Raw genomic sequence first — 12,816 nt, 5'->3', positions numbered from 1 at the left:
AGTCCGCAAACTCCACCTTAGCCGCATGGCCCGATGGCCACCCCAATCCCCGCCAAAGCGGTCCTCGAATTTACACCTCGTCCGCGGACGCTACCCGACGCGCCTCGGCGAGAAACTGCGGCGGGAAGGCCTCGGCACCGATCACATCACGGTCTTCTACCACACGAGCGAGCACGACCGCGGGGAGCCGATGCGCTCGGTCTCGACGATGGTGACGCTGCCGGAGGCGACGAACGACACGCTGGCGCTGATCCCAGCGGCGCTGCACGGCGTGGCGCGGACTTGGCGCGAACAGGGCAGTCCGCCCTGGCGCTACTCGAAAGCCGGGGTGGTCACGGTCGACCTCAAACCGCTGGCTGCTTCGCAACGCGCGCTGATCGGCCGACTCGACCGAGAGCGCGCCGGCCGGCTCATGGGCGCGATGGATGCCTGCAACGCCCGCTTCGGCCGCGGCAGCGTGGTGCCGGCGCGGGCCGGGCTGGCGCAGCACCGGCGCACCTGGACGACGAAATTCGAGATGCGGACGCCGCGCTACACGACGCAAGTGGACGAGTTGCCGGTCGCGCATGCCTGATCGAATGAGGCTTCAACCCACTGCAGAGGCAGCGCTGGCATCGAAGTTGGCTTTGATTGACGAAGCCGATACACCCAAATTGACAGCTTTCGTCAGTCCAATTGCGTCCTAGAAACTCTCGGCAGGCGAGGACTTTAGTACGCGAGGGATTGCCAGATGGCTTGGATCAAGTGTGGAATGCTGGGCGGCTTGTTGATGGTATCTGCAGGCCCGGCCTTCGCCGAACCGGCATACATGAAGACACAGCGTTGTATCTGGGCGTGCATGAGCAATACGCCTCAATGGGACGGTGCGAATTTCAAAGCTTATGAACGCTGCACAAAGACAAATTGCAATGGCAGGGAACTGAAAGGCAAGAGACGCTAGGCAGACCGCTGAGAGCGGTGTGCCTCAGCGTCCAGACCGGTCACGCCTTTTGCCCTCGTGCCGCGAACTCCCAGATCGGGATGCCACTCGGCGCGCCCGGCACGTTCCGGTAGCCGCTCACGTTGCCGAACAGGATCCGGTTCGGCTCGATGCCGATCGCCTTGTGACCGCCCGTGATCATCCCCCCGCACCAATCGACTCGCAGCGTGCCGTGCTGGGGATGAACGCCGAAGAGCTCGGTTGCTTTCCAGCCCAGGCTCACGGCCTCAGCGCCGAAGCGCTCGATAAAGTCGGAGCAGGCCTCGTGGATGTTGGCCCAGGCGGTCCCGCTGATGTAGCGGCACGGCGGGCTGGTGGGGCGCAGGATTCCGAAGGCCTTGCGCCACTCGGCGGCCTCGGGCGGGAGCGGATCGGACGCGACGTCGGGAAGGAGCATTGCGGCTGCCGGCTGATGGTGGGGCCGACGGTATAAGGGTGCCGAGTTGCCTCGGCCTTTCCAATGGCGGCTGCGGTCATCGGCAAGCCACGAGGCCGGCGATAGGGAAGCCATTGCTCCCATAAGAAGCCAGCCCTGCACCGTTCGTCTCAGCGCACCCGCCGAAGGATCAGGTGAGGTTGGCGAGCACCCGGCGGAAGCAGACCTACGTCGTCGAGCTGGAGCGGGACGTGAACCGGCGTCTGCGGCTGCTGTCCGAAAACACCTGGATGCCAGCCGAGGCGATCATCACGCAGGCGCTGCGGGCCTGGATCATGGATGCGGAAGAGGGAGAAGTCGCTTCAGGCAGCGGCTTCTCCCGTACAACTAATTGCCGAGTTTAAGCGTGTACGGGCCGGGACGCTTGGGCAAGTTTACTCTTAGCATTCCATAAAATTTGTCTGTTTTACTGCAAGTATTACTAGAATCGACCCAAAATGTGAACGTGTCCTGCATCAGACAGTGCCGGACTGCGTTCCCGGACCAGACTTTTTGACCGTTGCCCGCTTCTGCATAGAAGAAAAAATGATCTGCCTCTATCATGCCCACGTCAGCACACTGGTTCGGCTCGATTGTTTGCCAGCCTTCAAGTGTATCATAGGGATGATGCACCTTGCGGTATCGTAGAGCAAGGCGAACCTCAGCCGGATATGAACTGCAAATTTTAACGTAGGGCCCTTTGTAAGTTATGGGCTGGTCCTGAATCTGCGGCTTCCCGCTTCCTCCACCAGCTCCGTTCGCATTTTTGAGTGTGCAGAAGCTTGCGTCAGGAACTCTCCGGCAGCCTGTTGAGTGATCTTGGCGGCAGCTAGCTAATACGGCTTCGTCAGCTTCTTTCTTCGTACCTCTCCCAGACCAATACCACTGCCCCTCATGCGCAGCAGTGGAGAGGCATTGATTTTTAATTACGACGACGACTTTACACTTTTGTCGCGTGTCATATCCAGTACTGATTGTGTTGTCTTGGTAGGCCGTGCACGTTTCTAAAGCTTCGGCACGGGCGGCGGCAGCTGAACTTTTGCCGGATGACCATCCAAAAAAGCTGCCATTCGGAGTTAGGGCAAGTGCGCCCCATGCGTCGTCCGGAGATCCAGTATCCGCTGGTGCTGGAGCGGGTGTAGGTTGAGGTCTCGGGGTAACAGGTGCCGCGTTTGCGGCCTTTGCCTTACTGATTGCATTCTGAACGAAATTCTCGCTGTCCTTGCTGCAATGCTCAACGAGATAATCACGAAGTTCAACGGACGGTGTGTCAACGCTAAGGGCTAGCGCAGCCATTCCATAGCAGGAGAAAATCTCGCTTATTCTAGTCGCCCGGTCTTCACAGGAGCCCCTCACGCGAAGAAGGTGAAGACGAACTTCGTCAGCTGCAGCTCGGACCTCCGTCCAATCCTGCGTGTTCGTAGCGCGGACAAACCTCGTGAAGCCAGGAGCATTTCTCAGAATATTTTCGCATGATTGAGGTGTTGGATCCGCATTTCCGCCTGTCTGACCTCCGCTGGCTCTGAAAATGCAGGTGTTTCGTCCCGAGCCATAGTCGCCTTCGAATGCGACGAACTCTGCTCCACTCAGATTTTTACAGTCGCGTTCGTACTTCTCTCGTTCTGCCGAATGACCGCCTGGCCATTCGATGTAGCACGCATCGCCATAAGGCCATCGATTCCAATTAGGATTTGGCCCGCTCCGCGCTCCTGCTATCACCGATGAGCAACTGCCGCTTGCCTCCGCTGGAGTAGTGCGAAGCCCGATGAGAAGAGCGATCGCGCAGACGCTCATGAAAATCACACGAAAGGATTGCACGTCCGAACTGCCGTTAGTTTGACTTATTTCAGCAACCGATTTGCCACCCATAGGTTATCATTCACTTGCCGAAAGCTAATTGCCTAAGTCCGCCTGTGAACACGTCACACCGCGTTGAACGATGATCGAATCCGGCCGTGGACGGATAGCTCCTCTTGACGGTTGCCATATGTAATGCAGGAAAAGTTGAGACTCGAACATACCCCATATGGGGGAAGCGAGTGAGCATCTCTGCTCGAATGCCAGGCGGAGCAATTGTTATATATATCGCTGCACTGTATAATAAGAAGTGCGGCCTTTCAAAACAGAGATAGTAAACGTTGGGGTGCTCGGGAAAGCCCCCCGAATTAGTTGGGGGGCGAGAATGCAGACAAGCGAGCGAATTCGGCTTTTCCACACGGCCGAGTATTTCGAGGCCTACTTCTTATACGCCGCAACGGAGGGACGGCCGCGAACGGACGTACCGTGTGGGGCTGTGCTCCCCGGTAGAGGCGTGAAGACCGAGAAATTGGTTGCAAGCAGCGATGCCTCGGGAACCTACCGGATCGAGGTCGGCAACAGATTGTTCGATCTACCCTTCCGCTTGACCGTGGATCACAAGGAGTATGTCGTCGAGGTCGAACTCACCGCCGACGATCTAGCGGCGGCGCATCATGCCTCGCTCGAAGCATCTGGCAAGATCGCTGACGAAGCTGCGGATGAGCGATTCGTGGATGAGGTCTTGGCGGAGATCTTCCTCGGCATCTTTGTGCACGAGACCCTGGAGAAGCAGGCGCTCTACGGAAAGCAGTACGGTATTCGCGTCGAGGTCGTGTGAAATGGGTAGCGACGCCGCTCGACCGTGCCGCCGCCATTCAAACCGGAGATGGCGGCCAGTGGTCCGGCTCAGATCAACCCGACCAAATCATCACTGCTGTGCGGCTTGCCTTATGTCACCACACGTCGGCGGAACAGCTCCTTCGCCAGATCCGACACCTCAATCTCGAAAAGCGCAGGTTCGGCGAGCGCTTTCCCCTCCACCATTGGGATGCGCAGGTAAGTGCCGATATCCGACTCCCAACGCCGATCCGGCTCCGGGATCAGCAAATCCCGCGTGATCCAATCGGCGAAGACCGGCTGGGATGTGCCGTGGATATCGATCAGGTCACACTGTTTTCTGCCATCTGCAGACCGCCATTCGGGATCAGCAACCGTCCCGCCTACGGATTTCAGAAAGAGCCGGCCATCCTCTAGCCGCCACCTTGCGGTGTATCCTCGGTAGTTGATCGTTGGACGTGGCTCGAAGGCGAAGCGGCGCCGTGCCCTCGGCCCGAATGGGTCGAGCAGGCAATGCAACGGTCGCACACGCCCATCGGGCATTTCGATCCAGTCCGGGGCTTGAGCTGTCATTCAAGTCACCCATTGCGGGAGAGGCAGGGGTTGATACGCTGTTCGAAGAACCGGCGGGTGCAAGGTGGTTATGAAGCTTCCCAGGACCTTAGTGGCAGGCGCTAGCGGTGGCCTCGCGCTCAGCGTTGGCTCCGCTCTCGCCCAGCAAGGCTTCCCGTCTACACTCAACTGCTCCAATAAGCAGCGCGCCTATGAGAGCGCTGGACGGATCATCACGGTCAGGAACGACGGTTCCTATGTGGTTGACTTTCGTCGCGGTGAAATCACCCAAAGGCTCGGCGGCACGGAGGTCCGCTACGCCTATCAAGTTTCTTCTCGCAGCATCCCTGGCGATCACGCCGTCGAACTGCTCGGGAACGACGCAGCGCTGACGGTCATCCGGTCGGGCAAGCGGACAACGTTCAGTCTGGCGCGGCTCAACCCTCCAAGCTTAGAGGCTGGCATCTGCAAGTAGCTGCAGGAGGTCATCCTTGAATACGTCGCTTGATGCCCACCACGCCGGCCGAAATCATTTCGACTGGCGAGGCACCTCCTCGGGAGCAAGCTCGACCACAAACCACCGCCACGATGAGTTAGCATCCGCTCGAAGTTCAGCGCGGTCGTGCTCCTTGGCGAGCGTGACCAGTTGCTGCCGGCTAACCGGCAACGGCGTCACAATCCGAACCTGCTCGGCTCCGTTATCTAAGTTTCGCCGAGCAAGTGCGAAATTCCCAGGGCGATCAGGCTGGTTCATTTCGGTGCACCTTGATTGAAACCGACAAGTGAAATCTGCGAACCCGTTGCGCAGCCGCTGATTCTCAACCTTAAATCTGTGCCGCTTCGTTCCCACCTGTTCGCTCTCAAGTTAGCTCACAGGCCGCCCTCTGCGGATCCAAGGCGTCCAGTCAGCCTTGAGTTGATGGTGAAGGCTCAGGCCTCGGCGGGGGGCTGTTCATGCTTTCTTGGCCCGCGCCAGCAGGATCGCGCTGATCGTGCGCAAAGCGACGCGAAGCGTCATGCCCTGGGAACCATGTCTTCATCGTCCAGCCTCAAGGACCAAACCATGGTGCCTTGCTCATCCGTGGGCCAGACCAAGTTGGTGTCCTCGGTAACCATGAAGTCGCCATCGGCAAGGGCCACCGCCATAGCGTCGTAGGCAGTCGGGGCTCTGATCGTCTGTCCCGACATGGCGTGATCCGTCACAAGCCCGTTGGGCTCGCGCCACCCGCGATGCAGCCGGTACGTTCCCATTTCGTGTAGTCGTTTGTCTGGCGAGCGCGCCCCTCAGGCACCTCTTAGCTTATGTTCGAGTGCCCGCCAAAGCTACCAGCGCCGTGGCTGCTTACACCTTTTGCGCCCGTGCCAGCAGGATCGCGGTGCGGACTGCGCCGCGCTTCAGATCCGTGTTCGCCTCCTCGTCAGAAACAAGGAGACTGACCCCGAAATGCTCGGCAACCGCGGAGTCGAGATCAACGACGTAGCCATCGGCGATGGGAAAGGCGCTCGCCTCTAGATCAGTGAGGTAGGCCTCGACGGCTGCGTCAACCTGCTGAACGGTGACGGCCTTGGCCTTGAAGAGTTCGCCGACGGTGGGGGAGGAATCAGCCATTCCGGGAGCCTATCCCGCCGCTCAAGCGCAGGCGAGGCGGCCGGTCACCGCGAGGAGGTGTTCACCGGAGCGAAACACGCTCCCCGCGGTAACGTCATCGAACAAAATCAATGACATCACCCCGACTGTTAATCGCTTTGTCGCAGGTTCGAGTCCTGCTCGGGGAGCCAACAACTTACCAACATCCTGAGAATGCTGCGCTTTCAGCGCTGGGCCCCGCACCGGGTCGGATGGTGCGGGGATAGCGTCGTCGGTCCAGCGCCCGGCGATCCGCTCTGCCAGCTTCGCCCTGTTGGCGCCGCGCACGTAAATGGCGCTTTCCCTGCTACCGTCCGCCCACCCGAACCAAGCGTTCAACTCGGCCTCCGTCGCGCCGCTCTCAGCTGCCCGGCGCGCTCCCGCTTTGCGCAAACCGTGCGCCCTCCCCGGGACGCCGGCGGCGACGCAGGCATCCCGAAACCAATTGCCGAAGCTTTCCTTCGTCATCGGGCGACCGCGCTCGCCCGCGATGAAGGTCAGGTCTCCTGTCGGGCTCGCGTCGATCGAGGCGGCCAACGGCGGCAGGATGCGGATCGTCACCTCTTGGCTCGTCTTCTCGGTGACGATGCGGGCAATGCCGTTGCGGACATGGGGCCGGCCAAGCCGGGCCGCATCACCCCGACGCAAGCCGGTGTAGAGCAGGATGTCGAGCGCGAGACGCTCGCGGGTGCCGACGGCCAGTGTGCCTCGAAACGCGCGACCTCTTCCTCGGTCCAACTATGGAAGCCGTTTCGATCGTTCGCGCCGCTCATCAACTTCACGCCGCGCGTGGGGTCGGCCGGCACCATCTCCGAATCGACTGCCCAGGCGAACAGGCCACGCATGGTTTTGACCCAGTTGTTGGCGCCGTGCGGCTTGGCCTTGCGCCGGTCCATCCCTTCTTGGATCGCGCGACGGGTGATTGCGTCGGCGCGCTCGTGGCCGGCAATCTCGACCATGGCCTTGAGAAGGCCGTGCCGTTGGGCGCGGGTCGCCGCCGACAATTCCTCGCTCCATTGCCGAGATGTCAGGTATCGCTCGACCAGCCACGCGACGGTGCCAACGGTGCTCGGCTTGGCCTCGGGTGCCGGGCGCCCGCGCACGGCTGCTTCGTAGGCAGCCTGAAAAGCGGGAGAGCCGTACTCGCCACGGATGCGGATTCGCGGACCGTCGCCGCGGCGGACGTACCAGACGACCGTCCCGTGCCGGGTGGTCTCGCGGTTGAGGTGAGGCGGTCGGGGGCGCGGCATCGGTGTCATAGGACCACTACCTTCCGCTCGCCTGCAAGCTTCGGCGAATTGCCGTCGGCGTTTGTGCCTGGAGCCGTTTCCACCGCTACGCCGTCCGGACGCACCACGACGCGCAAGACCGGCAGACCGGCGGCCTGAACGGCACGGATCGCCCGAGCGACGTCGGCTTGGGTGATTGCAGCGGGGCGGCGCGGCATCACTCATTCCCCGCAAGCTAACGGTCCACAGCGCTACGCATCTCGGCCTCGTGCGGTAGAACTGGTGGATGGGGCGGGGTGGACCGTTCGTCTCGCGTTGCCGCGCCGTTCGCGCTTCGAAGCGCGGGAAATGAAAGAGACACGTTTGGTCCGGGAACGTCTTTCCGAAACTCGGTCACCTTCCAACTCCGGCAGGCAGGCGCGGTCGTGAGCACGTCGGTGCCCTCCCCGCCGGTCCAGTGGCGCTCCATCAACCCGCATTTCCGGTGGACTCTGGCCAAGCGCTTCCGCACCAAGTGGTCGCACGAGCCGCAGGTCTCGCCCTTCGGCCCGGTGCCGGGCGTCGCGGCGTAACCCTTAGCATGAGTGCCTCCGCGCAGATGGCTGCGCGCGCTCGGCGTCAGGGCGCGGTCGAGGTTGACGAGGTCACCCATCGAAATGCCCACTCCGGGTGGACAGCGGAAGCACGTCATCGCTCGTTAAGCATGGCCGTATTTGGCATTGATCGCCTCGGCCTGAGTTCCCGTTGATCCAGTATGGTTGAGAAAACTACATATCTTGGTTGTTCTTCTCTCCAGGGGGCAGCTGTAAGTATAAGATTAGGCTCCTTCGAGTTGCGCGGGATCGTTCGCGCAATTGGTAATACGGTATCGATGCCGAAGCCCGGTGCGTCCGATGAGGCAAACTTCAGGCAGGTTGTTATCGACCTTGGGGGCCGAGCTGCTCCGCTGGAGCTATGGCTGGCCGATGAGGAGTTCGGCCGGTAGCCAACGCACGTGAAGCGAAGCCCGCTCATACCGCCCCCCCTCGTTCTTGACTTTTGCTGGCAGGGAAGGGTCTCGGCCTGCTCCCGCGTGCTGTTCCAGATCGTTTCGGTGAGGGTGACGATGAGCCAGGAGCGCTGGTACAGATGCTCGCGCAAGAGTTCAGGAGCGTGCCGCCGTGCGCGTCGAGGATGTGCTTCAGCATGTAGCCGGACGTGCGGCCTCCGCTGAAGCGGATGCGGGCCGGACCTTCGATCAGTTGGGGGTTCGCTCCCGCCCCCTCAGGCGCTCGTGTCTCGGAGGTGAGGGTCATGATGAAACCTCCACGCCGCTCGATTTCGAATCGATAAGACGGCTCCCAAACTGGTCGACAACCGCTTGGCCGCAGGGCAAGAGATCGCGATCAAACACGGGGAGATGCAGGGTGTACGGGACGGGTCGACCGGGCTTACCCGCAGTCAGGCCAGAGGCCCCGAGCGAGGTAGAAGCGCTCAAGGCCCGGCTTGCCTCGGCAGAGCAACGCGAAGAAGCCGTGCGGCAAGTGCTGCGCGCGCTCATCATCAGCCTTCGCCCATTCGGGTTTAATCGGCAGCGCTTCCTCCGCTGCGTGCGAGAAGAAGGGAGGGACACGCCGAGCGAGGGGCCAGCGGCCATCCGGCACACGGTGCTCGAACAAGAGGCTCGACGCGTTCTCCGGGAAGCACGCTGAGAGCGGCCTGCGCCGCCCGCGAAGTTGTCGATGATCAGGGAGCGCATCAGGCGGCCCTCCCGCGGCGGGCATCGAGCGCCTCCTGGCGACGAAGGTCCAGCAGCAGCCGACGGCAACGGCGCTCTCCCTCGGCGTCGCCGAAGTCGCGCACGAGGTCGCGGTAGTCCTCGGTGAGCCCGGCAGCGCGGTACTCTGCCGGCACGCGGACAAAGCGCGGTCTGTCCGGCTCTACGGTCGGCTTACGCCGCGGCGCTTGGGGCTTCCGCGGGAGGCGGGGCAGATCGTCCAGGCGCTGCTTCACGATTCGGTCTACCGATGTGGAGCTGATGTTGAGCTTCCGGGCAACGGACCGGTGCGAGGCTCCCATGACGATAAGAGCCAGCACCACATCGGCGTCGATGCGAGCGTGGGCCATGTCAGGCGGCTTCTTTCAGGCCGGGACGGCACGCGTCGGCGAGGCGCTCGATCCGCGCATCAACCTCGGCGAGGAAGATCCGCGACTCGTGCTCCAGGTTGTGGATGTTGTCGGGCCGATCGGCGCGAAGGACACGGCGCCGGAAAAGGCGCATGTCGTCGGGCACGCGCGGGTCGTAAGAGACGAAATCGACCCACTCGCGCTCGGGGCAGCAGGCGAGCTGCGCATCGAGTTGCGGGTAGTGGTCCTCGGGCACGGTGCCGGCGAGGATCGTCTTGATGTGCGTCAGCGTCGTCGGGCACTTGAACTCGACGAGCCCACGGCTGCCGACGAGGCGGTCCGGGCTGGCTCCGAACATCGGAATCAGGGGGTGCGGGACGAAGCCGATTTTCGTGGTGTCGAAGTCGGTCTCGAACTCGTAGGCCGCGCAGGCGACAGGTTCGTGCTCCGCCCCCCACAGCATCTCAGAACTGACGAAGTGGGGCGCCGACAGGCCGGTGAGCCGCTCGGCGACAAGCTCCATCAGATACCGCTCGTAATCGGCGGTCGGCTTGCCCTTGGCCGTGCGATCGACAACGGCGCTGGCGCGCGAGGCGGTGAGCTTGCCGACGCGCTCGGCAAGCCACTCGGGGGAGCCCTGGACCATCTCGGCCATCAGCGGCGCTCCTTCTTCTTGAGCTCGCGCACGGCGTGGTCGAAGCGGGCAGCCGGAATCTCGGCGAGGCTGCCGACACCCATGAAATTGAGGAAGCGGGGAAGGTTCGCGCCCACCGACTCGATCAGGTCGGCGAGGTCCGCGATCTGCTCCTCGCTGACGGTGGGCGCGCCGGCGCCGCGGCCGTCGTCGTCGCGATCAGCCTTCAGGCGGCTCGTGAGGTTGAGCAGCGCCATCGCCGTGTAGCGCTTGCCGTAGGAGGTGGAGGAGCCGACCGCCTGGACGGCGTTCTTGCTGCCCGACGTGTCCACCGGCAGTTCGAGAATCGTCTCCTCACTGTGCCCGGCCCGGTGCAACAGGATCGCGGTGACGGTGATCCGGTCGTTCGTCCGACCCGTCTTGAAGCTCAGCCCGAAGCCATGGTCCTTCAGGATCGGCTTGATGGCCTCGTTGACGTCCTCCCACAGGGCGAAGGTCGTGTTCTTGTCGCCCCTGCCCTTCTCCCGGATCTCCGGGAGGTCACTCTGCATCTCGGCGAAGGCGACGTTGAAGGCTTCGTGCGCGGTACGGGCGAGGACGCGCTCCTGCATCTGAAGAAGGCGCTCCATCTTGTCGATGTCGACGTTCGGGTCGCGCGCGGCCCGCTCGATCATGCTGACGAGGGCGCCGGCCTCGCTCTGGACGGGAACCGGGGCGCGCGTCTCCTCGTAGGCGGTCACTTCCTGGCGTGCGGCACTCATGGCTCGGTTACTCCGCTGCGTCGGCGCGAGGGGTCATCCGGGCGGCCTGCGCTACGGCGATCAGGTGCTCGGGGTCGAAGGGGTTCTCGGCGTCCCGGATCGTGCCGGGCGTCATCTGCCGGAGGACCGGGAAGGGCCCGGCCTCGTGGTCGGGCGTGCCGGTGGCGAGGTTCACCGCGGCGGCGATCGTCAGCGCGCGGGCCCGATCGGTCGAGAGGCTGCCGGTCGGCACGCCAATGAAGAGCGGGCTGCGGTCGCCGTCGGCGAGGCCGCGGCTCTCATTACCGTGCACACGGATCGGGAGCCGGATGCCGAGCGAGAGGAAGATGTCGGCGAGCTGCTGCTGGTCGGGAGTGCGGTCAACCACGGTCGCGGCCCTCCCGGTGGCCGCGCCGGTCGGTGCCGGCCATGTGCGCGCCGATGCCGATGAGGATCAGCGGCAGGGTGAGCACGGCGACCCAGACGAAGTTCGAGAGCGCACTCATGCCGCCTCGCGGGAACCGGTGGTGAGGGACGGATCGGCGTCGGTCGCCGCGGCGGGCACGGCGCCATGCTGCGCGAGACGCGGCAGGAGCGTCAGAGGCCGCCTAAAGGCGGCGGCTGATCCCCGCTGTTAACGTCCGTCAATACGCCGCCCCGAGGCTTCGGCCTCGGGGCTCTTTCTTGTGCTCTTTGATCTTGGTTAGTCCTCGTCGCTACAGGAAGTCAGGTTTATTGCTGGGCCCGGACAATAAACCGCTCCATCAAAAGGCCTATTGTCAGACTGCCGAATATCCATCCAAATATATAAAGATAGTCGATCTGAACATCGAGCGATGGCTCATAGCCAAGCCGAACCCATTCGATAAGCTGTGTAATTGGGTTCCATTTCATGTAATGGTAAATCTCGATAGGCATGTAAGATGCCACGAAATAAACGCCACTTGTCAAGTAAAGACTAAGGGTTACCACTATGTACCCTAAGGCCCACCCTGGAAATACTGAACAAATACCTACGTTGATACACCCAATTCCAATGCCGAGTCCTATCGCTGCTAAATAACCCGTAGCTGCCTGAAAGATGTCACTAGGCACCGGGTCTATGCCAAAGCAAAGAAGGACAATCAAAACAAGCATTAATCCTAAGAAACTGCTCACAATTTCAACAAGGCAGCGGGCTACAACTGTGTCGAATTTTTTAACCTGCGGAAAATAGGTTAATGATTTATGTACTAGATAACCTTTCATCACTTCGCGTGAAATGTATTGGAAGGCCAGCGCAGGAAGAGCTCCGGTCGCAACGAACAGCGCAGGGTCGCCGATAATTGGCGGATTTATGCCACGAAAGGCCATAACCCCTGTGATGATTCCAAGGTGCGCGCACGGCCAAAGTACCTGCACCAAGTACCCCCAGTAATTTCCGCCGAACCGGCTGCGCATATCACGGAGCATCAGGGCGCTGAGAACGCGCAGATAGACATCGAGATAGCTCGGCGGCTGCAGTCTGCTTTGGAGGGGCTGGACGTCCGCGGTCATGAGAGTCGTCACCAATCATCGATTTGGATGCGTTCATCGGCCATAATCGCGGCGAAATCCGGGGCAGGCCACCTAAACGCCGCTCGGCCGCGACAGGGTTTTTCGTTTTAGCCCCTAGCGCTGCCGCGAGCATCCGCTTTCGCACCTAGAACATGCGGTCGTAGTCGCTGGCGCCTGTCGTCATAGCCTCTCGCCCGACGGTGAGCTGCGAAGGGGCTTTCCATCGCCGGCTGACGACTTCATCGAGAACGCGCTGGAGCTGCCGCGCTAGCTAGAGCCGCGCCCGAGCGAGTTGGGCCGGCTCGGGAGTTGGGACGTTGAGGGGTAAAGGAGGATGCCGATGCCTTCGCCCTTGTCCGTCGAT

18 protein-coding genes are annotated in these 12,816 nt (G+C 61.9%); 5 read left to right on the top strand and 13 right to left on the bottom strand.

Translation table 11 applies throughout. The features are described 5' to 3' along the window. A partial coding sequence (locus HNR01_RS27075) for a DUF4113 domain-containing protein (RefSeq protein ID WP_246417692.1) occupies positions 1-574 on the top strand: 574 nt, incomplete at its 5' end. Positions 575-980: 406 nt separating this feature from the next. Here HNR01_RS27075 and HNR01_RS27070 read toward each other — a convergent pair. Further along, entirely contained in the window at positions 981-1,376 is a 396-nt protein-coding gene (locus HNR01_RS27070) for a hypothetical protein (RefSeq protein ID WP_183671020.1), read from the bottom strand. Positions 1,377-1,555: 179 nt separating this feature from the next. Here HNR01_RS27070 and HNR01_RS27065 point away from each other — a divergent pair, with 179 nt between their 5' ends. After that, positions 1,556-1,759, top strand: a complete 204-nt coding sequence (locus HNR01_RS27065; protein WP_183671018.1) for a hypothetical protein — start codon at positions 1,556-1,558, stop codon at positions 1,757-1,759. Here HNR01_RS27065 and HNR01_RS28230 read toward each other — a convergent pair. Continuing rightward, positions 1,743-2,690, bottom strand: coding sequence for a DUF4189 domain-containing protein (locus HNR01_RS28230; protein WP_183671016.1), 948 nt, complete (start codon positions 2,688-2,690; stop codon positions 1,743-1,745). The two genes, HNR01_RS27065 and HNR01_RS28230, sit on opposite strands and share 17 nt — an antisense overlap. 1,015 nt (positions 2,691-3,705) lie before the next feature. On the opposite strand from HNR01_RS28230, the gene HNR01_RS27055 reads away from it, so the two are divergent. Further along, positions 3,706-4,029 (top strand): hypothetical protein, encoded by a 324-nt coding sequence (locus HNR01_RS27055; RefSeq protein WP_183671015.1) that lies wholly within the window; start codon positions 3,706-3,708, stop codon positions 4,027-4,029. Between the two features lie 110 nt (positions 4,030-4,139). On the opposite strand, the gene HNR01_RS27050 is transcribed toward HNR01_RS27055, so the two are convergent. Then, the gene (locus HNR01_RS27050) at positions 4,140-4,601 is read right to left on the bottom strand and encodes a hypothetical protein (RefSeq protein ID WP_183671013.1); all 462 of its coding nucleotides are present in this window, start codon (positions 4,599-4,601) and stop codon (positions 4,140-4,142) included. A 70-nt stretch (positions 4,602-4,671) separates the two neighbouring features. On the opposite strand from HNR01_RS27050, the gene HNR01_RS27045 reads away from it, so the two are divergent. After that, positions 4,672-5,055: a hypothetical protein gene (locus HNR01_RS27045; protein WP_183671011.1), complete on the top strand. Its 384-nt coding sequence runs from the start codon at positions 4,672-4,674 to the stop codon at positions 5,053-5,055. Between the two features lie 539 nt (positions 5,056-5,594). Here HNR01_RS27045 and HNR01_RS27040 read toward each other — a convergent pair. The 4 genes from HNR01_RS27040 to HNR01_RS27820 all read right to left on the bottom strand — a co-directional run bounded on the left by HNR01_RS27040 (position 5,595) and on the right by HNR01_RS27820 (position 7,466). Next, positions 5,595-5,768 (bottom strand): hypothetical protein, encoded by a 174-nt coding sequence (locus HNR01_RS27040; RefSeq protein ID WP_183671009.1) that lies wholly within the window; start codon positions 5,766-5,768, stop codon positions 5,595-5,597. A 154-nt stretch (positions 5,769-5,922) separates the two neighbouring features. Continuing rightward, complete coding sequence (locus HNR01_RS27035) at positions 5,923-6,189, bottom strand: hypothetical protein (protein ID WP_183671007.1); 267 nt, start codon at positions 6,187-6,189, stop codon at positions 5,923-5,925. A gap of 21 nt (positions 6,190-6,210) precedes the next feature. Beyond that, positions 6,211-6,855, bottom strand: a complete 645-nt coding sequence (locus HNR01_RS27825; protein ID WP_246417694.1) for a site-specific integrase — start codon at positions 6,853-6,855, stop codon at positions 6,211-6,213. Beyond that, complete coding sequence (locus HNR01_RS27820) at positions 6,765-7,466, bottom strand: hypothetical protein (protein WP_246417691.1); 702 nt, start codon at positions 7,464-7,466, stop codon at positions 6,765-6,767. Before HNR01_RS27820 ends, HNR01_RS27825 begins: the two co-directional genes overlap by 91 nt. 395 nt (positions 7,467-7,861) lie before the next feature. On the opposite strand from HNR01_RS27820, the gene HNR01_RS27025 reads away from it, so the two are divergent. Then, positions 7,862-8,008, top strand: coding sequence for a hypothetical protein (locus HNR01_RS27025; RefSeq protein ID WP_183671005.1), 147 nt, complete (start codon positions 7,862-7,864; stop codon positions 8,006-8,008). Between the two features lie 1,165 nt (positions 8,009-9,173). Here HNR01_RS27025 and HNR01_RS27020 read toward each other — a convergent pair. From HNR01_RS27020 to HNR01_RS27000, 6 genes are all read right to left on the bottom strand, one after another. After that, positions 9,174-9,542 (bottom strand): hypothetical protein, encoded by a 369-nt coding sequence (locus HNR01_RS27020; protein WP_183671003.1) that lies wholly within the window; start codon positions 9,540-9,542, stop codon positions 9,174-9,176. A 1-nt stretch (position 9,543) separates the two neighbouring features. After that, the gene (locus HNR01_RS27015; protein WP_183671001.1) at positions 9,544-10,197 is read right to left on the bottom strand and encodes a lambda exonuclease family protein; all 654 of its coding nucleotides are present in this window, start codon (positions 10,195-10,197) and stop codon (positions 9,544-9,546) included. Beyond that, entirely contained in the window at positions 10,197-10,937 is a 741-nt protein-coding gene (locus tag HNR01_RS27010; RefSeq protein ID WP_183670999.1) for an ERF family protein, read from the bottom strand. Before HNR01_RS27010 ends, HNR01_RS27015 begins: the two co-directional genes overlap by 1 nt. A gap of 7 nt (positions 10,938-10,944) precedes the next feature. Beyond that, positions 10,945-11,304, bottom strand: coding sequence for a hypothetical protein (locus HNR01_RS27005; RefSeq protein WP_183670997.1), 360 nt, complete (start codon positions 11,302-11,304; stop codon positions 10,945-10,947). Then, positions 11,297-11,422 (bottom strand): hypothetical protein, encoded by a 126-nt coding sequence (locus HNR01_RS27980; RefSeq protein WP_255538704.1) that lies wholly within the window; start codon positions 11,420-11,422, stop codon positions 11,297-11,299. The genes HNR01_RS27005 and HNR01_RS27980 overlap by 8 nt, the downstream gene beginning before the upstream one ends. A gap of 226 nt (positions 11,423-11,648) precedes the next feature. Beyond that, positions 11,649-12,452: an ABC transporter permease gene (locus HNR01_RS27000; protein ID WP_183670995.1), complete on the bottom strand. Its 804-nt coding sequence runs from the start codon at positions 12,450-12,452 to the stop codon at positions 11,649-11,651. Positions 12,453-12,816: the final 364 nt, after the last annotated feature.

The sequence above is a fragment of the Methylorubrum rhodesianum genome, from assembly GCF_014199985.1.
In the GTDB taxonomy this organism is placed as follows: domain Bacteria; phylum Pseudomonadota; class Alphaproteobacteria; order Rhizobiales; family Beijerinckiaceae; genus Methylobacterium; species Methylobacterium rhodesianum.
The sequence above is the reverse complement of the archived record's forward strand: the minus strand, read 5'-3'. Positions and strand labels throughout refer to the sequence as shown.